Annotated in this window: 22 protein-coding genes; 13 read left to right on the forward strand and 9 right to left on the reverse strand. The window is 36.6% G+C overall.

Going from position 1 to position 26,716, the window contains the following annotated elements; translation table 11 throughout:
* Positions 1–58: 58 nt before the first annotated feature.
* The 3 genes from ACN6MX_RS00440 to ACN6MX_RS00450 form a co-directional block, all read right to left on the reverse strand.
* Positions 59–1,774, reverse strand: a complete 1,716-nt coding sequence (locus tag ACN6MX_RS00440) for a GMC family oxidoreductase (RefSeq protein ID WP_419960734.1) — start codon at positions 1,772–1,774, stop codon at positions 59–61.
* Positions 1,775–1,824: 50 nt separating this feature from the next.
* On the reverse strand, positions 1,825–2,586 hold the full coding sequence (locus ACN6MX_RS00445; RefSeq protein WP_419960735.1) for a gluconate 2-dehydrogenase subunit 3 family protein: 762 nt from the start codon (positions 2,584–2,586) through the stop codon (positions 1,825–1,827).
* Positions 2,587–2,666: 80 nt separating this feature from the next.
* On the reverse strand, positions 2,667–2,924 hold the full coding sequence (locus ACN6MX_RS00450; protein ID WP_419960736.1) for a hypothetical protein: 258 nt from the start codon (positions 2,922–2,924) through the stop codon (positions 2,667–2,669).
* A gap of 412 nt (positions 2,925–3,336) precedes the next feature.
* Between ACN6MX_RS00450 and tatA the strand changes: the two genes are divergently transcribed.
* From tatA to ACN6MX_RS00465, 3 genes are all read left to right on the forward strand, one after another.
* Entirely contained in the window at positions 3,337–3,540 is a 204-nt protein-coding gene (tatA, locus tag ACN6MX_RS00455) for a twin-arginine translocase TatA/TatE family subunit (protein ID WP_419960737.1), read from the forward strand.
* Between the two features lie 197 nt (positions 3,541–3,737).
* Entirely contained in the window at positions 3,738–4,778 is a 1,041-nt protein-coding gene (locus tag ACN6MX_RS00460) for a threonine aldolase family protein (protein ID WP_419960738.1), read from the forward strand.
* A 387-nt stretch (positions 4,779–5,165) separates the two neighbouring features.
* The gene (locus ACN6MX_RS00465; protein ID WP_419960739.1) at positions 5,166–6,290 is read left to right on the forward strand and encodes an NADH-dependent flavin oxidoreductase; all 1,125 of its coding nucleotides are present in this window, start codon (positions 5,166–5,168) and stop codon (positions 6,288–6,290) included.
* A 393-nt stretch (positions 6,291–6,683) separates the two neighbouring features.
* On the opposite strand, the gene ACN6MX_RS00470 is transcribed toward ACN6MX_RS00465, so the two are convergent.
* Entirely contained in the window at positions 6,684–7,454 is a 771-nt protein-coding gene (locus ACN6MX_RS00470) for an SDR family NAD(P)-dependent oxidoreductase (protein ID WP_419960740.1), read from the reverse strand.
* A 149-nt stretch (positions 7,455–7,603) separates the two neighbouring features.
* Between ACN6MX_RS00470 and ACN6MX_RS00475 the strand changes: the two genes are divergently transcribed.
* From ACN6MX_RS00475 to ACN6MX_RS00485, 3 genes are all read left to right on the forward strand, one after another.
* Positions 7,604–8,206, forward strand: coding sequence for a TetR/AcrR family transcriptional regulator (locus tag ACN6MX_RS00475; RefSeq protein WP_419960741.1), 603 nt, complete (start codon positions 7,604–7,606; stop codon positions 8,204–8,206).
* 96 nt (positions 8,207–8,302) lie between these two features.
* Positions 8,303–9,028: a 3-ketoacyl-ACP reductase gene (locus ACN6MX_RS00480; protein ID WP_419960742.1), complete on the forward strand. Its 726-nt coding sequence runs from the start codon at positions 8,303–8,305 to the stop codon at positions 9,026–9,028.
* 353 nt (positions 9,029–9,381) lie between these two features.
* Positions 9,382–11,826 (forward strand): EAL and GGDEF domain-containing protein, encoded by a 2,445-nt coding sequence (locus tag ACN6MX_RS00485; protein WP_419960743.1) that lies wholly within the window; start codon positions 9,382–9,384, stop codon positions 11,824–11,826.
* Between the two features lie 1,027 nt (positions 11,827–12,853).
* On the opposite strand, the gene ACN6MX_RS00490 is transcribed toward ACN6MX_RS00485, so the two are convergent.
* The gene (locus ACN6MX_RS00490; protein WP_419960744.1) at positions 12,854–13,729 is read right to left on the reverse strand and encodes a LysR family transcriptional regulator; all 876 of its coding nucleotides are present in this window, start codon (positions 13,727–13,729) and stop codon (positions 12,854–12,856) included.
* 137 nt (positions 13,730–13,866) lie between these two features.
* Between ACN6MX_RS00490 and ACN6MX_RS00495 the strand changes: the two genes are divergently transcribed.
* Positions 13,867–14,517 (forward strand): YczE/YyaS/YitT family protein, encoded by a 651-nt coding sequence (locus tag ACN6MX_RS00495; RefSeq protein WP_419962515.1) that lies wholly within the window; start codon positions 13,867–13,869, stop codon positions 14,515–14,517.
* 69 nt (positions 14,518–14,586) lie between these two features.
* Here ACN6MX_RS00495 and ACN6MX_RS00500 read toward each other — a convergent pair whose 3' ends face one another.
* From ACN6MX_RS00500 to ACN6MX_RS00510, 3 genes are all read right to left on the reverse strand, one after another.
* Entirely contained in the window at positions 14,587–14,760 is a 174-nt protein-coding gene (locus tag ACN6MX_RS00500) for a hypothetical protein (RefSeq protein ID WP_419960745.1), read from the reverse strand.
* Positions 14,761–15,449: 689 nt separating this feature from the next.
* Entirely contained in the window at positions 15,450–17,060 is a 1,611-nt protein-coding gene (locus tag ACN6MX_RS00505) for a glycoside hydrolase family 43 protein (protein WP_419960746.1), read from the reverse strand.
* 209 nt (positions 17,061–17,269) lie between these two features.
* Positions 17,270–18,460 (reverse strand): ROK family protein, encoded by a 1,191-nt coding sequence (locus ACN6MX_RS00510; protein ID WP_419962516.1) that lies wholly within the window; start codon positions 18,458–18,460, stop codon positions 17,270–17,272.
* 172 nt (positions 18,461–18,632) lie between these two features.
* On the opposite strand from ACN6MX_RS00510, the gene ACN6MX_RS00515 reads away from it, so the two are divergent.
* The 3 genes from ACN6MX_RS00515 (at position 18,633) to ACN6MX_RS00525 (ending at position 21,919) form a co-directional block, all read left to right on the forward strand.
* The gene (locus ACN6MX_RS00515) at positions 18,633–19,925 is read left to right on the forward strand and encodes an extracellular solute-binding protein (protein WP_419960747.1); all 1,293 of its coding nucleotides are present in this window, start codon (positions 18,633–18,635) and stop codon (positions 19,923–19,925) included.
* 280 nt (positions 19,926–20,205) lie between these two features.
* Positions 20,206–21,084 (forward strand): carbohydrate ABC transporter permease, encoded by an 879-nt coding sequence (locus tag ACN6MX_RS00520; protein WP_090565012.1) that lies wholly within the window; start codon positions 20,206–20,208, stop codon positions 21,082–21,084.
* A 13-nt stretch (positions 21,085–21,097) separates the two neighbouring features.
* Entirely contained in the window at positions 21,098–21,919 is an 822-nt protein-coding gene (locus ACN6MX_RS00525; protein WP_419960748.1) for a carbohydrate ABC transporter permease, read from the forward strand.
* Positions 21,920–21,990: 71 nt separating this feature from the next.
* On the opposite strand, the gene ACN6MX_RS00530 is transcribed toward ACN6MX_RS00525, so the two are convergent.
* Positions 21,991–22,629, reverse strand: coding sequence for a YesL family protein (locus ACN6MX_RS00530; protein ID WP_419960749.1), 639 nt, complete (start codon positions 22,627–22,629; stop codon positions 21,991–21,993).
* A 174-nt stretch (positions 22,630–22,803) separates the two neighbouring features.
* Between ACN6MX_RS00530 and xylA the strand changes: the two genes are divergently transcribed.
* From xylA to ACN6MX_RS00545, 3 genes are all read left to right on the forward strand, one after another.
* On the forward strand, positions 22,804–24,126 hold the full coding sequence (gene xylA, locus ACN6MX_RS00535) for a xylose isomerase (protein ID WP_419960750.1): 1,323 nt from the start codon (positions 22,804–22,806) through the stop codon (positions 24,124–24,126).
* 30 nt (positions 24,127–24,156) lie between these two features.
* Positions 24,157–25,656, forward strand: a complete 1,500-nt coding sequence (gene xylB, locus ACN6MX_RS00540; protein WP_419960751.1) for a xylulokinase — start codon at positions 24,157–24,159, stop codon at positions 25,654–25,656.
* Positions 25,657–25,727: 71 nt separating this feature from the next.
* Positions 25,728–26,711, forward strand: a complete 984-nt coding sequence (locus ACN6MX_RS00545; RefSeq protein ID WP_419962517.1) for an aldo/keto reductase — start codon at positions 25,728–25,730, stop codon at positions 26,709–26,711.
* The last annotated feature ends 5 nt before the right edge of the window (positions 26,712–26,716 follow it).

Below are 26,716 nucleotides of genomic sequence, written 5' to 3' on the forward strand. Positions count from 1 at the left end.
AAGAAGCGAGTAGCTTTTTGTTGTTGGCTAATTCTATAAAATGTAATGTAATGATATATTAAATTAGTGATCCGCCTTTTTCCATATACTTCAGAATTCCTTCAGCCGCACGGTAAGATAATGCGCCTACTGTACCTGTTGGGTTGTATCCAGCGTTTTGTGGGAAAGAAGATGCCCCTACTACAAATAGATTTTCTACATCCCACATTTGAGAGTAATTGTTGACTGCAGATGTCTCAGGATCTGCACCCATTATTACACCACCAGTATTATGGGTAGATTGGTATTCAGCCACATTGTATGGTCCAAGATCTCTACTAGTATCGATGTGATCAGCACCCATTTCTTTGAGAATTCCTTCACACTTATCAGCCAAGTATTTTGTCAATTGACGGTCTTGTTCCTCGAAGTCAAAAGTAATTCGAACTAATGGATCCCCAAATGCATCTTTATAAACAGGATCCAGATCAAGGAAATGTTGTTTATAAGCCATAGATGCACCTTCACCTTTTACAGTTAAGGATGCGTTTGTATATTTTATAGAAGCATCCTTAAATTCTTTACCCCAAGACTTAGTGCCTGATGGGACTTGGTTATTTGCGATAGGTCTTTGCCCAGTTTGTCCAAGGATAATCATGCCTCCGTGGATGAAATCTAAATCAGAGTGGTCGAAATTATCTCCATTATAATCATCGATTATCATTCCTAAACCGCCGGAACCAAGAAAGTTGTTGAATTTATGCTCATCGAAGTATCCTGTTGAACTACCTTTACGAATTTGGTAAGCATAGTTTTTCCCAATGACTCCAGTACCTGTGTTTGGATCATACGGTTTTCCAATACCAGATAATAGAAGAAGACGAACGTTTGTAAATACATATCCTGATAATACGACAACATCCGCTGGTTGCTCAAATTCTTCACCGGTAATTAAATCTGTGTAAAGAACTCCAGTAGCTTTTCCGTTTGAGTATAAAATACGACGTACTTCAGAATGTGGACGAATTTCAAAGTTACCCGTAGCTTTTGCAACTGGCAGTACAGTTACACCAGGTTCTGCTTTTGCTCCGTATTCACAGCCGAAACGCTCACAGAATCCGCAATACTGACAAGCTGCTCGGGAAATTCCATCCGGGTTTGTATAGTTTTCTGATAGATTGGCAGATGGTTGTACGTATGGATGATAACCCATTCGTTTAGTAGAATCATCAAATAAGCGCATTGCTTCTGTTTTTTTCATCGCTGGAGTAGGGAAAGGGTTAGAACGTTTTCCGCCTAGTGGATTTTCTTCACCAGAAATCCCTGCCATTTTTTCATATTGATCATAATAAGGTTCAATTTCATCATACGTAATACCCCAGTCTTGAATAGTCATGTCAGCGGGTATTTTATCTGCTCCATACTTTTCAATCGTTTTAGAGCGTAATTCAAAATCATATGGCAGAAAACGGAAGTTTTGGCCATTCCAGTGTGCACCAGAACCACCAACACCAACACCAATTAAGAATGAACCATATGATCTCATTGGAAGAGAACGCATTTTGTCGTTGTTTCGGAAAGTAATTGTTTCTTTTGAAAGATCTTGCATCATTTCATGTCGAACCGCATATCTAAGTTCGTCATGGGCCATATAATAATCTTCTGTTTTTCTATCTTTACCTCGCTCTAATCCAACAACTTTTTTACCTTGTTTTGTCAGCTCAGCTGCGATGATACCAGCAGACCAGCCAACACCAATTGTGACAACATCTACTTTAGGTAATTTTGTAACCATTTCTATTTCCCCCTCAATATTTAAACTCAATTTATATAACTAAAATATTATTAGTGTTTATGTTGTGAATTTAAAGCCATTGGTTCTATCTTAGTAAATTCTTTTTCAACGATATCTAAATAGCTCATTTGATGACCTGGGAAGTTTTTCATCTTCCAACCTTCCATATTCGCATTACCACCATATAATGGGTCAGCGTAAGCTCCTTCAATTGTTGCAGTACGTAAAACTCCAAAGAAGTGAGCAGAAGATACTCCTTTAAGTTCCACATTTCCATCAGCAAATTCTGTTAATATTGCATCTTGTTCTTCTTCTGATAGCTCAACGAAAGATTTGTCATATGTTTTTAAACTTTCATCTTGTATCCCTTTCAAGCCAATTTCAAAAATTTGTTGTCTATTTTGGCGGCCTTGATAACCTTGAGTATCTTCACCGGGGAAGAAAGGACCAGATGTGTATTCTTTCGAACCCATGCCCCAAGCACCTGATAATTGGTGATCAATATAATAAGCAACTAGTAATTCTTTCGCTCCAGGACCATTTTCATCTTCTGGGAAAATTCTTTCTGCAGCAGCCTCGGTAATTCGATATTGATCCGGCGTAAAGTACATTAAAGCAACGTTTGCATTAGAAGCAGCTGCTCCCGAGCTAACGTGTGTTTCGTTAGTTGTCGTTTTATCTTCTTTTGTTAAAAGACTACCAAGTGCCCCACCTAAAACAACCCCACCAACTGTTAATCCCGAGTTTTTTATAAACGTACGTCTAGAAGAACGTTTATCTAAAAGTGGAGCATTTTTTTCCTGTTCTGACATAATATAACCCCCATCATAAAATAGTAGAAAATTGCACGTATTTGTTTATTTAGGTAAATAATCAGTAAAAAATATGCTCATTAATGAACAATGGTATGCCAGTTGTACACTAATGAGAATAAGAATGTACAAACTAATAAGGAAGCGATAAAGTACATATGTTTTGTTCCTGTCCAGCACAGAACTATAATAGCTAGACCAATACCTGCTCCTAATAATGCAAACCACGGGAATGCATTACTTTTGAAAAAAAGAAATAGTGCAAAATCAGCGACGACAAATAACGCAAAAAGAACTTGGTTTAATATTTTAAGCTCTTCTAAATTATATTGAGACAAATGGGATCTCCCCTCCTAGTTTCCAGTTAATAGGAATTATTAACTAGAATTTATTCTTTAAAAAAGTGATTCAAAACAATCATACTCATTCTACTACATATTTTTTAAAGTTTGGTCACATTTTTGTCAAATCCTTAAAGTATTTTAATTCCGAATATTTTGAAGTTGAAATATATGTTATAAAGAGACTTTGTATCCAAGAAGTTTAAGTATATATCAATTCCTCCTTCAGGTTTTTGATATGAATATTATAATCACCTTGAAATCTTCCATATCTATGTATTTACAAATTGAGAAACGAAGGAGTATAATGTGTAATTGATACAAGACAACCAAGATTTTTTGTTAGAAAAACAATTTTTGCATACAAGCCATATGATTAATATATATATAATTATGAGGAGGAAACACCATGCCAAATATCGGCGTACCAGGTTTAATCATTATTTTAATCATTGCTTTAATCGTATTCGGTCCGAAAAAGTTACCTCAATTAGGTAAAGCAGTTGGACAAACGTTAAAAGAATTCAAAAACTCAACTAAAGATATCGTGGACGAAGTAGCAGATGAATTTAAATTAGATGATAAAGAAACAGAAGCTAAAAAGAAAATCTAATATAAAAAGCCAACTATTTTATAGAAATAGTTGGCTTTTTGTATATAATCGGAAGGTTGGGGTTCAAAATGACTTTGAATTGTATTAAACCTAATACCTTTTATAATTAGTTGTTTTTTTGGTACATGAAGTTTAGCAATATATTATGCTACGATATCTAATAACAAATAATGATATTTTTGATTGGAGGAATTTTCATGTATAGCTTCAAGAATGATTACGCAGAAGGTGCACATCCAAGGATTTTACAAGCTTTAATAGAGTCTAATTTGGTGCAAGAAGATGGGTATGGCGGAGACTATTTTACTCAAAAGGCAATTAGTTTGATAAAAGACAAGATGGAGAATCCAGATGTTGATATCCATTTGTTATCAGGAGGGACACAAACAAATCTTACGGCGATTTCTGCATTTTTACGACCACATGAAGCCGTAATAGCCAGTAATACGGGTCATATCTCTACTCATGAAACGGGAGCGATCGAAGCTACGGGACATAAAGTCATTTCAGTAGAAACTATAGATGGAAAACTGAATCCCGCTCATATTAGAAAAGTGTTAGATTCTCATACAGACGAGCATATGGTGAAGCCGAAGTTAGTTTATATATCAAATTCTACGGAAATAGGTTCTATTTACAAGAAGAGTGAGCTGACAGACTTAAAAGATTTTTGTGTCGAACATAATCTACTATTGTATATGGATGGGGCAAGACTAGGATCTGCGCTTTGTTCGGATGATAATGACTTGAAATTAAGCGACATCCCAACACTAGTGGATGCCTTTTATATTGGAGGAACAAAAAACGGGGCACTTATAGGAGAGGCATTAGTTATTTCGAGACGTTCATTGAAAGAAGACTTCCGCTTTCATTTGAAGCAAAAGGGAGCGCTTTTAGCGAAAGGAAGATTGTTAGGAATTCAGTTTTATGAGCTGTTCCGGGATGATTTATATATGGAGCTGGCTCAGCATTCGAATGATATGGCAGCTATCCTGAGAGATGGATGTATCGCTACAGACTTTTCATTTTTAACACATTCTCCTTCCAATCAGATCTTTCCAATATTGCCCGATTTTCTTATTGCGGAGCTTCAAAAAAATTACTCGTTTCTTATTTGGGAAAGAATTGATCCCTCCCATTCTGCTATTCGATTAGTTACCTCATGGGCGACGAAAGAGGAAGAGGTCCGAGCTTTTGTTGAAGCATTGCAAAGTATAGGGAAAATAAAACATTCCTGATTAAGCGGGATTTTTTAAAATAGATTTAAAGCGGAAGGAAGTGACCTAATCATTTACTTCCGCTTTTTCATAAAACTGTCAATGAAACGAAATAATACAGTCAACATAGAAAGTTCAATTAAAGGCTATAAATATACAACTAAGAGATAGCAAAAAAAGAGGTCGATAATGAGTATAATCGTATACCCTCAATACATTGACACATAGGTACAGGAAATAAAAAAATTAGATCAGCGCAATCCCCTATGTAAGTACTATCATTGAATAGTGTCTTGCATGGGGATTTTTGTATGGCAGATTGTTGGCGGAATATTGCTAACTTCTGTAGTATTTAAATGTGGAAGTAAATTGTCCTCAGGAAGTAGGACGAGTAAAGGAGTTATTACTATGAAGCAAAAATACGAAAAGATTTTTCAAGGATACACGTTTCCTTCAGGAGTAGAAGTGAAAAATCGAATAATGGTCGCACCGATGACTAACTATTCCTCTGAAGAAAATGGTGAGATATCGGAAAGTGAACTAGCTTATTATAAAGAGCGTACTGGAGGAGTGGGGACATTCATTACCGCTTGTGCGTATGTAATTAAAGAAGGTAAAGGATTTCCGGGTCAATTCGGTATAGATGATGACAAATTTCTACCAGGTTTGAAAGAACTAGCAAAGACTATTCAGTCTAATGGGACAAAGGCGATTATCCAAATTTATCATGGGGGCAGACAGTCACCTCCAGAATTACTTCCAGATCAACAACCTGTCTCAGCGAGTGCTATTGCATCGGAACGTGAAGGTGCAATAGTTCCGCGAGAGATGACAGAGGATGAAATTCATCATACAATCCAGGCTTTTGGAGATGCTACTAGACGAGCTATTGAAGCAGGCTTTGATGGAGTAGAAATCCACGGGGCAAACACTTATTTATTACAGCAATTCTTCTCGCCACATTCAAATAGAAGGGAAGATCAATGGGGCGGATCCCTTGAAAAACGCATGAAGTTTCCTTTAGCTATTGTAGATTCTGTAAACAGAGCAGTAAAGGAACATGCAAATAAACCATTTATCGTTGGCTATCGAATATCTCCTGAAGAAGGAAGTAACCCAGGGATTCAATTGGATGATACACTTCAATTTGTAGATAAACTAGCAGATCAAGGCTTAGACTATTTACATGTGTCAGTTAATCATTTCTGGAATGGTTCCTTCCGTGAAAAAGATAAAGCGCAGTCAAGAATTATTAAGATACATGAAAAAATAGGAAATCGTACTCCAGTAGTGGGGGTAGGTTCATTGCATACACCTGATGAAGTGGTAGAAGCACTCGAAACAGGTGTCCCGCTCATTGCATTAGGGCGCGAATTACTAATGGAACCAAAGTGGACGGAGAAAGTCCAAGCAGGTGAGGAAGATCAAATACGAGTAACCCTTTCTAAATCAGCTCAGGAAGAACTAGTTATTCCTGATCCATTATGGGACAGACTGATGAATGTAAAAGGCTGGTTGCCTGTAGAAGATTAAAAAAAGTCGAGAAAAGTGCAAATCACTTTTCTCGACTTTTTTAATAGATAGAAAAATATAGAAAAATATCCTGTGAACACTGGTTTCTCGGGACTTTCGACTTATTTGTAATCGCTTTTGAATTAGAAAAGCGATGATCCAATGATAGAGGAAGAAAGCAGGTTTTCTTTTACACTAGTGGAAATAAAGAGAAATAGTAAGTGTTTGCACTATAAAGCAGTGAATAGCGAACGAAATTGCATCTTCAAGAGCATACTCTAGGAATAGTTAGTAGCTTTTCTCTAGTTATCCAAAAATGCTTAACCTGTTCGAAAACGATAAAAACAGGTTTTGACATTAAAGGACTGGGCATTTTTTTTGCCCGCTTTTTCTTAATGCAAAAGTTTATCCAAATTAACGTGAAGTATAACCTGCATCCGCGTGGATAGTTGTACCCGTCACATAAGAGGAAGCATCAGACGCTAACCATAAAGAAGCTTGTGCAATTTCACGTGGTTGACCAAAACGATTTAGCAAACTTAACTGAGGAGCATATTCTTCCTCATTTAATCCGAATTGCTCTAAAGCTCCACGAAGCATCGGTGTATCAATTGCCCCTGGTGCAACCGAATTTACCCGAATATTCAATGGACCATTTTCTAAGGCGGCAACTTTTGTTATTCCTACTACACCGTGTTTAGCAGCAACATAGGCAATGTTATCTGGTTGTGGACGGAAACCACTTACAGAAGAGATATTAATAATAGATCCGCCTTGACCTTGTTCGCGCATTTGTTTTAATTCATATTTTAGGCATAATGCAGTTCCTGTTAAGTCAACACCGATTAAACGGTTCCAATAGTCTTCATCGAAATCATGTGCAGGCTTATCATCCGGAGTAAGTGCGGCGTTATTAACTGCAACATCCAATTTACCATACGTATCGACAGCAAATTTAACCATTGCTTGAACAGCCTCAGAATTAGATATGTCTACTTTAACGAATGAAGCCTCACCGCCAGCAGCTTTAATTTCTTCTGCTACAGCCTGTCCTTTTTCTTCATTGAAATCAGCTATAACGACTTTTGCTTTTGCCTCTGCAAATAAAATCGCTGTTTCTCTCCCCATACCCATTGCGGCGCCTGTAACGATTGCAACTTTACCTTCTAAAACTGGAAATGTCATGATATAAAACCTCCAAATTATTTATTTTGTCTACACTTCTATTTTAGTGTGGGATAATAACATTACAAGAAACAGAATGTCTTTGAATGTTCACTAATAAACAAACATCCTCACTTTGTGCAATAAAATAACTATTCACGGGGGTACATATGAACGAATTTGTAGATAAGAGAATTCAACGGTCCAAAGAAATTTTAAAATCCACATTTATAGATCTACTAGAACATAAGGATTTCAACGATGTTAGTGTGACGGAAATTGTGAAAATGGCAAATTATAATCGGGGCACATTTTATAATAACTTTGGGACAAAAGAATATTTATTGGATGAAATTATACAAGAAACATTAGATAAGCTAAAAAGTGAAATTAGAAAGCCATACAATCGAACTTTAAAGGTAAATTTATTGGAGATGAAACCAGAGGAGATAAGTGTATTTCATTACTTTGTAAAAGAACAGCGGTTATATTCGATATTATTGAGTACGCATATTCGTGTAGATTTTCGACATCAATTAGCAAAAACAATAGAAGAACTATTTATCAAAGAATACCAGTTTGAAATTCCGGAACAGCTTAATCTAGATAGCTCATGGTTATATGTATATAGGGCACATGGCGTTGCAGCAGTGATGATACGATGGCTAGAAAATGGCTGTATGGAATCACCAATGGAGATGTCTAGGCAGATTCTATTGTTAATGATAACCGGTACTTCAACATTTATAAATAAAAATATGGCAGACAAATAATACCTAGATTTTCATGGTGAAGTTGATTGATTGGAATTTTCCAATTTACTGGATTATGATAGAGATAGATTATTAATTTCAAAGGAGTTGCTAAAAGTGGGACAATCATTAAAAGGTAAAGTGGCATTTGTAACGGGAGCAGGAAGAGGTATTGGCGAAGCTATTGCTATTGCTCTGGCAAAAGAAGGAGTAAACGTTGGATTACTTGCAAGAACTGAGGAAGCGTTAAAGGATGTAGCGAAGGAAATAGATGGTTTAGGTGTTAAAGTGGCTTATTCACCAGCAGATGTTTCTTCATTAGAACAAGTGCAACTAGCAATAGAGAAATTGACTAATGAATTAGGACCAGCAGATATATTGATTAACAATGCAGGAATTGGTGGCTTTGAGAAACTAGTAGATACGAACCCTGTAGAGTGGAAGAAGATTATTGACGTTAACTTAATGGGTACTTATTATGTAACACATACAGTACTTCCACAATTAATCGAAAAAAATGGAGGAGATATTATTAATATTTCTTCTACGAATGGATTAAATGGAGCACCTGGTTCAAGTGCTTATAGTGCTTCCAAATTTGGTGTTATTGGACTAACAGAATCATTAGCTCAAGAAGTTCGCCGAAATAATATACGCGTGACAGCATTGACTCCAAGTACAGTAGTAACAGAGCTTGCTACAAATTCATCTTTAGTTGATAAAGATAAAATTGATCAATTTATGCAACCAGAAGACATTGCAGAATTCATAGTTTCTCAATTAAAACTGAATGCAAGAATATACGTGAAAACAGCTAGTCTATTAGCGACAAATCCTTTCTAATTTGCAAAACAATCAATGTTAATTAGTTATGTATAAATTAGCCCCATTCCTTTATAGGTATGGGCTTTTTTGTGTTTAGAAGCGGTTATCTTTAATAGAGAAAGTTCTTAAAAGGTTCACTGTAGTTCCGAAAATGGGTATTCAGTAACAAATATTTTGTAGAAACTTAGTGTTCGAGTAGTTTTATTATTTTATAGGTATTTTAAACTAACTATAAACGAGGTGAAAAATATTATATAAGTCAAAATGCTTATACTTATTATTGTAATACATACTCTTGGTTGTTATAATCTTTTTAAGAGTGTACAGCGAAATACTTATTTTTTAGATTAAGTAAAAGTGAGGTGAGTATTATGGAAATTTACTTTAATGATAGTCCGATTTTAGATTCAAAGTTTAATAAGAGTGATTTTGTGCGATTTATTGAAAATTTTCCTGAACCGATATGTATATTGACCTTGAAAGAAGGGCAATATCCAGACCGTTTTATATATGCTAACGAGGCAGCTGTGAAATTGACGGGTATGAGTATGGAAGATATCTGTTTGTATAGTTGGGAGGACATGTTTGGAATCCCTAGTGATTCGGCCTTTGAAGCTTTGAGTATGGAACATCGGTCAAAGGTGCATAAAGCTGAATCCTCGCCATTAAAGAAAAACTTAGAAGGTAAAGCATTAAAAGTGACAGGGCATGCAATTGAACTCGAAGATGGGGAGCGTTATTTAATTTTAACAATTATTGATGTAACCGAACATAAGGATACACAAAATAAGTTAAAAAAATCGAAGAGGGAGTTCGAATCATTGTTCTATCAAAACCCTGATATAGTTTTTACGATTAATCCGAAGGGAAATTTAACAAACATCAATGCATCAGGATTAAGGATACTAAAATATTCATTTAATGAAATCGCTAGTATGAGCTTTCGAAGGCTGATTGTTCCTAAAGATATCCAGCTTACAACAGACTACTTTTTCGAAGTATTGAAAGGGAATACAGCGGAATTTGAAATCTCGTTCTTCGATAGCGAAGGCACAATTTTAAATCTTGATATTACAGCGGTCCCTACTATACTGGATGGTGAAGTGGTGGAGGTTATTTGTGTCGCTCGTGATATTACTGAACAGATTCGGATGGAGGACCTCTTAAAGGAGAGTGAGCAAAGGTATAGAGCATTATTTGATCACAACATTGATCCTGTTATTACCTTTGATTTGAAAGGAAGATTTTTAGTTGTAAATGAGGCGACGGAGAAAATTCTAGGTGTGACTGCGGAGGAATTGATTGGAAAACCTTTTCTTCCCTTCATAGATAAACACAAACAAAAAGAGACAATAGCTAATTTTCAAAAGGTTCATAGTGGACATCCACATCAATATGAGACATCTTTGCATAACCAAAAAGGTGAACAGGTATTGTTACACATTACAGTAATCCCTATATTCACCGAACGAAAACTCTCTGCAGTTCATTGTATTGGGAAAGACATTACTAACATAAGGCGTAATGAGGAAAAGGCAAACTTTATGGCATATCATGATATGTTGACTGGATTAGGGAACCAACGCTTATTTCGAGAGGATCTTCGAAGAATAATTGAAACCCAAGCTTCTGACAAACCTAACTCAGCTGTTTTGCTGGTAGACCTTGATCGTTTTAAGTTTATCAATGATTATCTTGGACATGAAATGGGAGATGCATTATTACGACAGGTCTCGGAGCGTTTAGTGAAAGTAATGGGACTTGATGGTACGGTTTACAGGTATGCTGGAGACGAATTTACTATTATTATGCAAGGTATTAATGAACATAAGGTCCTTCTAAAGGCACAGGCATTAATATCGAAAATAGGAGAAGCCTTCGATCTTGACGGTTTTGAAGCAATTTTAACTGCGAGCATAGGGATAAGTTTGTTTCCAAAACATTCAACAGATATTAAAGGTTTGATGAGGGCTTCTGATCATGCAATGTATTACGCCAAGCGACAGGGGCGCAACAATTATCAAATCTACAATGCCCAAATAGAAGGACTCTCAAAGACAGATCTTCACATGGAGACCCTACTACATAAAGCGTTGGATAAACAAGAGTTTGTTCTTTACTACCAGCCTCAATATGATGCAATCACACATAAAATATCAGGGATTGAAGCATTGTTGCGTTGGAACAGCAAAGACTTAGGGATGGTGGCACCTGTCGACTTTATTCCACTTGCTGAGGAAACGGGTATGATTGTACCGATTGGTGAATGGGTGATGCGAGAAGCATGTAGCCAAAACAAAGAATGGCAGAGAAGAGGTTTACCACCAGTACCCGTATCAGTCAACCTATCTTTACGACAGTTTTATCAAACGGATTTAGTGGAAAAGGTTGAATTGATTTTAACAGAAACGAAACTTGATCCTAAGTATTTGGAACTTGAAATTACAGAAACGATTGCGATGCAGCCTGATATTGCTATTAGGGTGCTAAATGAACTCAAATCAATCGGTGTATTGATTGCGATGGATGACTTTGGTACAGGATATAGTTCATTGAACTATCTTCGTCGTTTTCCGATCGATCATCTTAAAATTGATAAAGCATTCGTGCAAGATATCCAACGAGATGAAGAAGACCGAAGTATTATCGCAACGATTATCGCACTTGGTCATAACTTAAACATGCCGGTCATTGCTGAAGGAGTAGAAACGGAAGAACAAGCAAATTTATTGAAGAATTATAAATGCGACATGTTTCAAGGATATTTATTTAGCCGTCCACTGCCGGCAGAAATGATTCCAGATAAGTTCAAATAAGGTAAGACCTGTTAACTCATTTTTATTTCTTGAAATGAGCTAACAGGTTTTTTTACAAGATAAAGTATATAAAAATGTCCCGTGAACACTGGACTTTCGGTGCTTTTAAAAATGAATAATACTATGATTTCCGTTTCAGGTGGAGTCAAAGGAACGAGGGCTAAGTGCGCCACCTCTCAAAGGGAAGGTAATCTAAGTTCGCCGCGTCCTGCGGCAACGATTGCATAACCCACATCCTGTGGTTCCAGTCGCCTTCGTGACCAACGTCCTGTTGGCCTCCGCGGGGTTAGCGATGAGCTATCACCGTCGCTAACGCGTCGATGTGATAGCTCATCTGTCTCACTCATCCCGCCGGAGTCGCCACCTTTCACTACAATCAATCCGTGTGTAGTACTCTACTAGAAAATTCAGCATAGCTTATCGCTTAGATGATAAGATTGGTCAAATTTTAGAGAGTGATCAACTTATTTGTCATCGCTTTTGAATTGGAAATGCAATTATCCGATGATAGAGGAAGAAAGCAGATTTTCTTTTATACTAGTGGAAGTTTAGAGAAATAGTAAGTGTTTACCGAATAAGGAAGCGAAATAGCGAACGAAATTGTATCTCGTGAGCTCCTGTTAGGAGTAAAATCGTATCTTTTCTCTAGTTATCCAAAAAAGCACTAACCTGTTTCTAAAAGTTATAGAAGGTTGAAGGACAGATAAAGTGAAACTTTAATTAGTGGGGCTTCATTCCCCACTGATTTAAAAACTGAACTCAAGCAAATAACACCGTGTCGTGAGGCAATGCCTGAGTGACCAACATCCCTAAAAATTCAATCGGTAATCATATACCAAAATGTCTTTCCAGAGCCCCTCGAGAACGATAAAAACAGGTTTTGATCTTTAAGGACCGGGAGTTTTTTTGCCCGGTTTTTCTCATATTGATAATTGACCATTTCTAGAAGGATAGGTATTAGATGAAATAAGTTGTGGAATAATTGGAACAAACCATATACGAAGGTGAGAAAGTTTATAGTTATGGTTCACTCAACTATATCCCAAAATTGAGCGGCTACTTTTGAGGTAGGTGCATCTTTTAGTTTTAAGATGACCGGCTCCACATTATCACTATATTCTTTTAACTCGAATATTGTTAGATTTTCTAAAAAGGTTGATGCATAATCCATGCTTGGGATGATAGATACACCTAAACCTTTACTGACAAGTGATGCTACCATGGATATATCCTTACACTCAATTATAATATTTGGTTCAATGTCATGTTCTTCAAACGCTCTACGTATATCCCCATGAAAAGAATGGCCTTCCATTGCACCTAGCATGATAAAAGGTAATTTGGCAATTTGTTTAAATGTCACCTGTGGATGTGAAAATGCTGTAGACCAGCTAGTTGGGACAATTATGACATAAGGTTGTTTTTTCAATATTTTTATCTCATAGTGTTCGCTATTGCTTAGGCGTAGAAGAAAGGCCAAATCTATTTCTCTTTGTTCGAGTCGTTTTAATAATTCCTCTGAGTTACCATTAATAATACTGATTTTGACGTTTGGAAAGTTTGTTCTATACATACCAATATAGTCAATCAGCATGTTCGAGCATGCGGAAGAGACACCAATACGTAGAGTTCCAGCTATACCTTGTTCTACTTCTTGAATTCTTTGCTTCACATCCTGCATCTGCATAAGCATTTGCTCCGCATACTGATATAGTATTTCACCAGTTTCGGTTAGTTCCCATTTTTTTCGATACCGATGGATTAAAGTTGTACCAAGCTCCATCTCTAGTTTTTTTAAAAGTTGACTGAGCGGCGGCTGTGCGATATGAAGTGCTTCTGCAGCTTTAGAGATACTGGACTGTTTTACAATTTCTCTAAAGTAATGTAATTGTCGAATATCCACTTATGTACCTCCATTATATGTTTTTACATATGAAGAGTTTATCATATATATATTTTTCATATACTAAATGCGATGTTATGATAAATAGAAGATTAAAAAAGGAAGCGAAGTTATTTATGGATCATAAAAAAGTTATTATGAAGCGCCTTGTTTTATATGTGGGTGGTTTATTTTTTTTGACGCTTGGTGTAAGTTTGTCAATTCAGGCTGGACTTGGTGTATCACCTGTTTCTTCTTTAGCATATGCACTTGTTTTAACGTCAGGGTTATCAATCGGTATTACTACTATCCTTGCAAATATATTATTTATCCTTGTGCAAATCATATTAAACAAACGTATTGATATAAAAGATTTTATACTTCAATTAATCATTTCCGTTGTATTTGGATTCTTTATGGATGCTACATTATTCCTCGTGCAATTACTACCACCACCTGAATCTATCGTTTTACGCTGTGTATATTTAGTTATTAGTTTATTTGTCGTATCGGCCGGATTAATAGGTTATTTCACCGCAAAACTACCACTAATGCCTTATGATGCATTAACTTATGTTATTAGCGAACGGTTCAAGTTGAAGTTTAGTAAAGCAAAAATTACGGGTGATTTATTAAATGTTTTTGTCGCAGCAGTGCTAGGCTTAGTTTTCATCCAGTCTTTTGGATCAATTGGTATCGGAACACTGGTTGCTGCTTATTTTATCGGGAAAATTTTAGGCTGGATGATATTGCACTATCAAAAACCCTTGCAACAATGGGTATATCAAGTTGAAAAATTAAACGTATAAGGTGGAAAGAAAAAAATATACAAAAAACGGGCACAACGCATTGTTGTGTCCGTTTTTGACATCTTAGATTTAGTAAGATCTATCCCTCTCACTCATATCGCGTCTATTTGGGGACATTGAACCTTGCTTAGGCGTTAAAAACCCAAGCTCGGCTAACTCTAGAGAAATCTCTTCTTTCTTACTAGTTGGTCGTTTCGCCATAGAACCTCTTTTATTAGCTCCTAGATGAGTACCATTTTTCATAAGAAAACCCCTCTCGACGATTTTTTTGATGCTTACTTATTATGGTTTGAAATATAGAAAAAATGTGTAACTTTTTTATTGATTAAATTTTATTTAACCACTTCGGCAAGTTAGTGAAAGAAATGGAATTTGAAACATCTCACTCATGTTGCTGGAGTCACCACCTTTCACTACAATCAATTAGTGGGTAGTACTCTACTATAAGGTTTTGCGGTGCCCAAAAGTAGGATTGATTAAAGTTTGTCTCCTGTACACTAATAGTAGATAAAGTTAATAAAGTAATAAAACATCTAGTTATCACAGTTGAATTAGGGATGAATGATTGAAGTAGATTTTTTTTTATCCAGGTGGAAATACAGAGAAATAATAAGAGTTTACTCAATAACGAAGCAGTGGAGCGCCAGAAATTGTATCTTCTGGCGCTCATTCTAAGTATAGGAAGTATCTTTTCTCTAGTTACCCAAAAATGCACTAACCTATTTCTGAAAGTTTTTGAAGGGTGACGGACAGGCAAACGCCATAATATTACCAAGAAAAGAGGCTGGTCGTGACGTCAGTCACGACCAGCCTCTTTAAAAAATTCACTTGGTAATAATATAGTAACAAGACTGTCCAAAGCACTTCAGAAACGATAGATAAAGGTTTTGAAATTTAAGGACCTGGAGTCTTTTTGCACGGTATTACTTAAGTTATTCCAATTCTTTATAGATAAAATAATCAAAGTCGGCTGGAAGGCTCTGACCAGATGTGTCCTGACATTGCATGCCCACGAATGCTCCGGTGAAAAAGCCACCGCCTTGAATATAGTCATCGGATAATTTATGTGATGCAAGTTGAATAGGGATCAGTGTCCAGTTTTCACTGTCGAATGAATAAGAATATTCGTAAATAGATGTGTTTACATCAACTTTTAAATAAACATATTCATGTTCTACAGGAATAATGATTTCTTTACCTTTTAGCGGCTGGTCATAAGTAAAGTTGTCACATGTACTAAGCTCAAGAATTCTTCCTTTTTCCTCATGCCAGGAAACCTGAAGTGCTGTCCAGTTCTCTGTATTATAATAATTAACTAAACCTGCTGATTGCTGGAAAGTATTTGGGTTAAATGCTACTTTTGTTTCTGCAGTAAAGTTGAAGTGCTGCCAACGTCTTGCTATAAAAGCTTGTGTAAACTTGGATGTTAAGGATTCTTTCCCGTAAAGTCGTAAATGACCGGGATTATCTTTTAGTGAAACAATATGTTCACCAAGTGGTATACGCAGAGATTGGAAATGATTGTTTAATCGTTCTCCATTAAAATCATCCTTCTCCTCGAAATCCTTTTCCCAAACTACTTCTTCAATTGCAGGCCCTTCAATTTCAAGCGATGGTCCGTTTCCATTCACCACATAAGGCCAGTCATTTTTCCATTCAACTCTTTGGATAGCAGTCTCTCTTCCAAGTGGACAATATCCTCGGGGATCCAGTAAAGGCTGGTTCTCTCTTGGTAGTGGACGACCGGTTAAGTGAACTAAGAACCACTCATTGGTATGGGTTTGGACCATGGAAGCATGACCCGACTTTTGTAAAGGGTTTCGCGGATAGGGAAATGATGTTATTAATGGATTATCCGGATGTACCTCGTATGGCCCCTCTAAATTTTTGGAACGTGCAATAGTTGCTGCATGATCATATTTCGTTCCCCCTTCAGCGGTTAACAAATAATAGTAGCCGTTGATTTTGTAAAGGTGAGGAGCTTCAACTAATTTAATATCCGTACCTTTAAAGATAATAGTAGATTCCCCGACTAATTTCTGCTTCTCCACATCGTATTCCTGAAGTGCAATACCATAAAAATTATGATGATGGAGACGGTGATCCCATTTCATATTCACCAAGTACTTTTTCCCAGATTCATCATGATATAAGGAAGGATCAAAACCAGAGCTGTTCAAAAAGATAGGCTCCGACCATTCGCCATCAATAGTGTCGCAAGTGACAAGATAGTTATGACAATCTTTCCACTGTCCCTCGGTGACTTTTACATCCGTAAAAATTAACCAAAATTGCCCATCACTATAGGATAAGGCGGGTGCCCAAACACCACCTGAGTTAGGATTCCCCATCATGTTCAATTGACTAATACGATTAAGAGGGCGAGAAGCTAAACGCCAATTTTTTAAATCCTTGGAATGATAAATGCCAACACCAGGGAACCATTCAAAAGTGGAAACGGCAATGTAATAGTCTTCACCAACTCTGCAAATACTTGGATCTGGATTAAAACCGGGTAATATTGGATTTCGTATAGTTGTCAATTGTCATCATCCTTTGCATCTAGTTTTGTCCCATTAAAGCCTAATATAGCTATTAAAAAATACAAATCGAGGTTAAGCTTTTTAGAATTAATAGTACTCCTAATAATTACTAAAATAGAATTTATTTCAATATAACAATACATATAACACTAGATTCAATAAAATGGCAAGTCATAATATTTTGACGATTAATTAGGATAAAATAGTATCTATTCCAAGAATGTATCTTGTTGGATACTGACACTCAAAAAGTTTTCGATGGAAAAAGCAGCAACCCCTAAGGCAGTAGATCTTGTCGACAGTTCGGAAAAATCGATTTGCAAATCATTTTGTTGGAACCATAATGCTTGGTTTGCGATTCTTTTATTTAACGGCTTTTTTAGCCATTTTTCTGAGTAGGCCAATCTGTTACCGATAATAACTTGCTGGGGATTAAAGATGTTAATAATATTATTAATACCAATACCTAAGAAGTCTCCAGTTTGTTCAAATAATTCAATGATCTCATTATTTCCGCTCTCTGCAAGTGTTACTAATCCTTCTAAATCCTGCATATCTGATGGGATATCCAATTTTTCTGCCTTTCTAGTGAGTGCCTGCTCCGAAGCATATAATTCCCAGCAACCTTCGTTTCCACATCGACATTTAGCACCATCTGATTGAATCGTCATATGACCCAGTTCACCCGAAAAACCATTGGATCCTTTGTAGAGAGAACCATTGAGTATTAATCCTACACCGATACCAATTCCAGCACTTACATAGATGACGTTTTCAAAATCTTTTCCGGCACCGAATTTTTTTTCGCCGTATGCTCCGGCATTGGCTTCGTTTTCTATGATGATTGGAAGATTATATCTTTCTTCTAGCACCTCTTTGAGATTTATATTGCGCCAGTTTAAATTAGGTGCTAACAGAATATTATCATCCTTATCTACAATGCCTGGTACACCAACTCCAATTCCTATAACACCATGTGGGCATTCAGGAGTGGAGATGAGGAGGAATTCTATTGTTTCAAATAATATAATCTCAATTTCTTCATAGGATAGATTCTTAAATGTTATTTGCTTCTCTGTGTGAATGTTTCCGTTAAGGTCTGTTAGTACTCCGAGTAAATAGTTCACTCCTAAATCTATTCCGATGGAGTAACCCGCTTTTTCATTGAACAGTAACATCACTGGTCTTCTTCCTCCGCTGGATTCACCTGGTCCAGATTCATAGACAAGATGTTCCTCTAGTAAATCATTTACTAATGAGGATACGGTACCTTTGTTTAAACCGACCTGACTTGCAACAGATGCTCTGGAGATAGGGGAGTTGTATTTTATTTTATCTAGAACTAGCGATTTGTTCCCTTTTTTTACAACATGATGATTCCATGTTTGGTTGGCACTCAGTTTCATCCTACTTCAGCTCTTTCTTTCTTTTTTTCACTATTCTATCATACAAACGAGAAATAAAAAAACTTTGTTTATCCACTAGACTAACATAGTTTTCTTTGCTACAATGAAAACGCATACAATAGTCAGAATATTGTTGTAAAAATAATTTGGGGTGGGGGAAATAAGAATGAAAATCAACAAAATGATTAAAATTCTACTATTTGCTTCTGTGTTTTATTTATTGGCTGGGTGTTCAGATTCAAGTGACACATCATCAAGTGCAAGTGGTGACAAAGAGATTAAGTTTATGCATTTATGGCCTGAAGGAAGCTCCAAACAACATTACGATGTTGTAAATGAAATTATAGCCGATTATGAAAAAGAACATGATGGAGTCAAGGTTGATCTGGAAGTGTTAAGCAATGAACAATATAAAGATAAACTAAGAGTTTTATCGACATCCAAAGAACTTCCAGATGTAGGCATGACTTGGGCGGCAGGGTTCTTAGAGCCTTATGTTGGAGGTAACATGTTCGCTCCATTAGATGATGTCATTGAAGAACAGCTAAGTGATAGCTTTGTTCCTGGAACTGCAGAGGCGTATGCATTAGACGGTAAGACATACGGTTTACCATTAGAGCTAAACATTGTGACGCTGTACTACAATAAGGCAATGTTTGATGAACAAGGTTTAGAAGCACCAAAAACTTTTGAAGAATTAGAAAATGTCGTAAAAGTATTTAAAGAAGATGGAATTGATCCGATCGCTTTAGGAAACAAGGATGCTTGGACGGGATCACTATGGTATATGTATTTAGCTGACCGTCTTGGTGGAGCAGAAGTTCTTAACAAGGCAATTGATCGTTCAGGTTCTTTTGAAGATCCAGCATTAGTAGAAGCAGCGCAAAAGGTTCAAGACCTTGTAGATATGGGTGCATTCGTTAATGGATTCAATGGATTAGCAGATGAAGAAGCAAAAAGTATGTTCATGAGTGAGCAAGTGCCAATGTATTTAATCGCAACATGGGACTTACCGAACTATACAACAAACGAAACTGTTCCACAGGAATTTAGAGATTCTGTTGAATATCTAAAATTCCCTACTGTTGATGGAAAAGGAGATATGGATAGCTTTGTGGGAGGTCCTGGAGTTGGACTATTTGTAGCAGAGGATTCTGATGTAAAAGAAGAAGCCAAAGATTTTGCTGCCTACTTTGTAAAACAATGGGGAGAAAAAGCGGTTACACAAGCTGGTGTAATCCCGGCTACTAAAGTGGATGCTGATTCATTAGACCTTCCTGAGATGTATATAGATATTTTGAATGAATTAAATCAAGCAAGTAATATTACACTATTTGCAGACGTTCAAATGAGTCCAGATGTAGCACAAGTGCATTTAGATTCCATTCAAGCTCTATTTGGAAAACAAATGACTCCAGAAGAATTTGCAAAAGCTCATGAGGATGCTCTTTCAAAATAGTAGATAAATGAGTCACGTTCATAATTACTTATTTTTAGATAAAATATGATTACTTATATGGTTTTATATTCATTTATATATAGTAGACTTCGTTGATTGAAGCCGTGCCTACGGAAAGCGTCCGCCTGGAGCAAAAATCAACTTTATTAGAATCTTACTATTAACTTCTTTATGAAATTGGTTCAAGTAGCTGTAAAGGAAGAAATTTAATGAAAAAAAGAGGGTTATCCTGTTCAGTTGGATAGCCCTTCTCTACCCGGTGAGGAAGGAGTTGACTGTTATGAACAAGGTAATGTCTAACAAACTGTTAATAGCATTATATATTTCACCTGCACTTTTACTAGTTCTAGTATTAGTATTCATTCCACTAATTCTTTCGGGCTACTATGGCTTAATGGAGTGGGATGGAATAGGGGATAAAACATTTATTGGATTAGAGAATTATATAAATGGTCTTCAAGATATGAAGTTTTGGAGTAGTGCCTATCATTCATTCTTGCTGGCAATATTTTCGACACTGAGCTTAGGGATCTATTTAACGATATCTTTTATATTGGCATCCAAGATAAAGGGATCGGATCTACTAAGAAAGATATATTTAATACCGATGCTATTGTCCTCCGTTGCGATTGCACAGCTTTGGATTAAAGTGTATAACCCGTCAAATGGTATTTTAAATGTGTTTCTTAAGCAAATAGGAGTGGAAAATCCTCCTGCTTGGCTGGCAGATCCATCTCTAGTTTTATTTGCAATTTTCATCCCAATTTTGTGGCAATATGCAGGCTTTTATATTTTGATTTATTATGCTGCATTAAAGAATATTCCAGAGTCATTAATCGAAGCAGCAAGAATCGATGGGGCCTCTGCATTCCAAATTGCTACGAAGATTAAGTTGCCATTGATAAAGGAAGTCGTAAGTGTGACGGTCGTATTAGCAATAGTTGGATCATTAAAATATTTTGATCTAATATATGTGATGACTTCTGGTGGTCCTAATGGTGCAAGTGAAGTAATGGCATCTTACATGTATAAGTTAGCATTTTCAAGCTATAACTTCGGTTACGGAAGTGCAATTGGATTCCTTCTATTAATAATTACATTAATCGTAACCTTTATCGTTCGCAAATTAACTACACCAAAAGAGAGAATAGAATATTAAAGGAGGAATGTATATGAAACGTGTAGGCTACTTTTTTCTGTATTTTAGTCTATTGGTTGTAGCATTGTTTCAAATCGTCCCGCTAATATGGTTATTCATCTTCTCATTAAAAGATAATCGAGAAATATTTGCGGGTTCTCCGTTTGCATTGCCTTCGCAGTTCAGATGGGAAAACTATCTAAAAGTGTGGGATGGAGGTATAGGGGGTTACTTTTTTAATAGTGTTTGGATCACGGCACTTGCGATTGTGTTAACTGTTCTTTTCGCAAGTATGGCTACTTTTGCGATTACTCGAATGAGATGGAAACTAAGCGGCGCAGTTCTTAGTCTATTTATCATTGGACTAATGATTCCTATCCATTCAGCGCTAATTCCACTATACAGTATGTTTTTAAGTGTCAATTTAATAGATAATCCTCTCGGAGTAGTTATTACATACACAGCCTATAATCTACCAATTACGATGATGATTTTACTTGGTTTCTATTACACGCTACCGAAGGAAATTGAAGAAGCGGCTGTTATCGACGGTTGTTCTGTGAATCGAATGTTTTTCCAAGTTATTCTCCCGATGACTGTACCAGTAATGTCAACTACTGTAGTGATTAATATGATTTATAACTGGAATGAGTTTGTGTTCGTTAATACGTTTATAAGCTCTGAAAAATACAAAACGTTAACAGTAGGCATTCAAAACTTCATTGGTCAATATATGACGGATTGGGGTGCGATAGGGGCGACTCTAATTATAAGTGTACTACCAATCATTATTGCTTTTATCTTCTTTAGCAATAAAGTAGTTGAAGGTATCTCTGCAAGTGCTGTAAAAGGATAAGAGGAAAAGTGCAAGTGCCTATGTTATCAATGGAGGTAGACAACAAAAATATAGCTTCACTCTATGGGAAGCTATATTTCATTGCTTACTTTTAATGCTTGCTGTTTTTCACTCACTTTCTGAAATGCATGTAGACTAAAACGCATCGATATAAAAGCGTATATACTTCCGCCAAATATAAATCCAATTGCTGGAAGAAGGCTTACTAGATAGAAGAAAGGCAACAAGCATAGAAAGATTAATAGAGTTGTAATCGGATTGATAAGCATGATAAAAAAGGAATTTTTTATAACTTGCCATAATTTTAAATCGAAGTGTACAAAGGATGGAAATAGATAACATAGGAACATGATGAACAATAACATAAAAGCAAACAATGGTAGGTATGTCCAAGTTAAAAGTTCATTAGTTGTAGATTTTATGTAAAGAATATCCAATGCAATAACGACACTGACTAGGGAAACGAAGACTCCAAGTAAATTACTTTTAAAGAATTCATCTCGATAATGTTTCCAAAAGGTACTAAACAGCGATATATCTGTTTCTCCTTTCAACCATTCTCTTACGATAGCAAACATCGAAACAGTGGAAGGAAAAAATCCAAAAATCACGCCGCCTAGTAAAGTAAATAAGATCCATAGCAAATTTAAGTAGGCAAATTTTGTAATCCAGTCGACTATATTATATATAAAACTACTTGTAGCATTCATAGAGAACCACCTTTGTTTTCAATTTATTTGCAAGAATTGGTGAATTATTAATAGCATACACTTTTTATTTACTAAAATACAACTTTGTTCGGATGATTAACAAACTAATAAAATCATTTACCCTCAGACATAAACCATCGGGAATGCCTGAGATAAAATTCAGGAGGTATAATAATGGTCTATTTCCAAAATGTTGAAAAAGTAAAATTTGAAGGTGCCGCTTCGAAAAATCCTTATGCGTTTAAATTTTATAATCCACAGGAGAAAATTGGCGGTAAAACGATGGAAGAGATTTTGAGATATGCCGTTTCATACTGGCATACGTTTACAATGGATGGGTCGGACCCGTTCGGAGCAGGAAGTATGAACCGCCCTTGGGACAAATTTAGCGGGTTAGATTTAGCTAAAGCACGGGTAGAGGCATCATTTGAGTTTTATGAAAAGATGGATGTCCCGTTCTTCTGTTTCCATGACATTGATATTGCTCCCGAAGGAAGTAATTTAAAGGAAAGCAATCATAACTTAGACGTAATTGTTAGCATGATAAAAGATTATATGAAAAATAGTAAAGCAAAATTGCTTTGGAATACGGCTAATAACTTTACCCATCCTCGCTTTGTTCATGGTGCAGCAACTTCAAGTAATGCGGATGTTTTTGCCTACTCAGCGGCTAAAGTGAAAAAAGGATTAGAAATTGGTAAGGAGCTGGGTGCTCAAAATTACGTATTCTGGGGTGGACGTGAGGGTTACGATACTTTACTAAATACAAATATGAAACTAGAATTGGATAACTTATCTCGTTTCTATCATATGGCTGTAGACTATGCGAAAGAAATTGGCTTTGAAGCACAATTCTTAATCGAACCAAAACCAAAAGAGCCTTCTACTCACCAATATGATTATGATGTTGCAACTGCTCATGCATTTTTACAAAGCTATGGTCTGGAAAATTATTTTAAATTTAATATCGAAGCAAACCATGCAACACTTGCTGGTCACACATTTGAACACGAGCTTCATTATGCACGTATTAATAATATGCTTGGTTCAGTTGATGCGAACCAAGGTAACCCACTTCTTGGCTGGGATACAGATGAGTTTCCAACAGATTTATGGACTACGACTCTTGCGATGTATGAGATTTTGCAAAACGGTGGACTAGGCAAAGGAGGTTTAAACTTTGATGCGAAAGTTAGAAGAGCATCATTTGAACCAGAAGACCTGTTCCGTGCACATATTGCTGGAATGGATGCTTTTGCAGTAGGCTTACGAGTTGCACAAAATCTAATTGATGATAAAGTACTTGAAAATGTTGTGGATGACCGTTATAAAACGTATAAAGAAGGTATCGGATTAGATATAGTAGAGGGTAAAACAGACTTCCATAAGCTAGAAGCGTATGCTTTGGGACTTCAAGATATTAAACAAAGTTCTGGTCGTTTGGAGCAGATTAAGGCGACCATCAATCAATATTTATTGCAATCATTCAATAAATAATTGAATGCATTTAGTAGGAGAGTTGAAGCTATGAATTATGTTATTGGAGTAGATTTAGGAACTAGTGCTGTGAAGATATTGCTAGTCGATAAAAATGGGGAAGTAGTTCGAAGTGTATCGAAAGCTTATCCTTTAACACAAGAAAAAACTGGTTATAGCGAACAAAATCCTGAGCACTGGGTGGAACAAACATTAGTAGGATTAAAGGAGTTATTAAAGGATTTTAAAGGTAATGCAGCGAATATTGAAGGGATGAGTTTTTCGGGGCAAATGCATGGCCTTGTTCTATTGGATGAACAGAATGAGGTTCTACGTCCTGCAATTCTTTGGAATGATACGCGCACTACGGCTCAATGTCAGCAAATCTATGATGTGATTGGGGAGGACAGACTGCTTCAAATAACAAAAAATCCTGCTTTAGAGGGTTTTACGCTACCGAAGATATTATGGGTGAAAGAACATGAGCCGCAACTATTTAAGCGGGCAAAGACATTCGTCCTTCCAAAGGACTATTTGCGATACAGACTTACAGGTGAGCTGCATATGGAGTATTCGGATGCTGCAGGAACACTACTATTAGATGTTGGTAGAAAAGAATGGAGCACAACTATATGTGAGTTATTGGATATCGACCCTAGTATATGTCCGCCACTGTTAGATTCTCATGACGAAGTAGGTACTATTTCTATAGACGTTACACAAGCTACCGGTCTTTTTACTACAACTCGCGTATTCGCAGGTGGTGCGGATAATGCTTGTGGTGCAATTGGCTCTGGAATTTTAGAGGATGGAAAAACGCTTTGTAGCATAGGGACATCTGGTGTGATATTATCCTATGAAGCAACTCCAGATAAAGACTTTAATGGGAAGGTTCATTATTTTAATCATGGGGTATCGAATGCCTTTTATACTATGGGAGTAACGCTTGCTGCGGGCCATAGTTTGACTTGGTTTAAAGAGGTTTTTGCGAGTGAAGAATCGTTTCAGGAATTATTGACCGAAGTAAGTTCAGTTCCGGTAGGTTCTAATGGGTTGTTATTTACCCCCTATTTGGTTGGTGAAAGAACCCCCCATGCAGATGCAACAATTCGTGCTAGTTTCATCGGGATGGATAGTTCGCATCAGCGTAAGGACTTCGTTCGTGCTGTTTTAGAAGGAATCACATTCTCCTTAAATGAATCGATTGAAATCTTCCGGAAAAACGGTAAGTTAATAGATACTATTGTATCTATTGGCGGGGGAGCTCAAAATGATGAGTGGCTTCAAATGCAAGCAGACATTTTCGGTGCGAAAATTATTAGATTGACTAGTGAACAAGGTCCAGGAATGGGAGCAGCAATGCTAGCAGCCTATGGGTGTGAGTGGTTTGATTCATTAAGAGATTGTGCGGAAGAGTTTTTGAAGGAGGATAAACAGTTTACTCCTATTAAAACTAATGTGGATAAATACAAAAAGTTATTTGCTATTTATCAACAGGTTTACAATCAAACAAAGGATCTGAATAAAGAACTTTTGGAACTTCGTAAGTAAGGATGATTAATAAGAGCCTCAACTAAATATAGTTGGGGTTCTTTATTTACAAATAGGGAGGAATGAAAGATTTGAATTATCGTCAAATAGGCAATACCGATTTAAAAGTAAGTGAGATAAGCTTTGGTACTTGGGCAATTGGTGGAGCGTGGGGACAAACAAGCAATGAGGAATCATTAAGAGCACTAGATTATGCAATCGGTAACGGGGTTAACTTTTTCGATACTGCGGATATATATGGTGATGGACATAGTGAAGAGCTTTTAGCAAAAGCAACGAAAGGAAAGCACGAAGATATTCATATTGCTACGAAATTTTGCAGAGCAGGTGATGTTCATGATCCTAATACGTATTCCATAGAAAGTGTCACGAAATACTGTGAGGATAGCCTGAGACGTCTTGGGAGAGAGCAAATTGATTTATTTCAAATTCACTGTCCGCCTCTAGAAATTTTAAAAGATGGGCAAGTGTTTGATGTACTGGATCGTTTGAAGAAGCAAGGGAAAATTCGCTATTATGGTGTAAGTGTAGAAACTGTGGAAGAAGGACTACTGTGCTTGGAGCAGCCTAATGTTCGTAGTCTTCAAGTAATTTTCAACATCTTCCGTCAAAAGCCGTTGGATGAGTTATTTCCAAAAGCCAAGGAAAAGGGAGTTGGAATCATTGCTCGTGTTCCGCTTGCAAGTGGACTATTGACTGGGAAATTTAACGTTGATACCAAGTTTGAAACAGACGATCACCGAAACTTTAACCAAGGTGGAGAAGCGTTTAATGTTGGTGAAACTTTCGCGGGATTAGGATTAGAAAAAGGCGTTGAATTAGCAGGTAAACTCAAGTGGATTGCAGAAGGTAGAGATAATATGACCCGCGCAGCATTAAAGTGGATATTGGAACATGATGAAATTTCATGTGTCATACCTGGCTTTAAAACAGTCGCTCAAGTAGAAGATAACTTGCAGACAATGAATGTAAGTGGATATACAGAAGAGGAAATGCTGAGGCTAAAGAGATTTTACAAGGAACAAGTCCACGAGGCGATTAAAGGAGTATATTAAATAAA

Source organism: Psychrobacillus sp. BM2, assembly GCF_048572895.1.
In the GTDB taxonomy this organism is placed as follows: domain Bacteria; phylum Bacillota; class Bacilli; order Bacillales_A; family Planococcaceae; genus Psychrobacillus.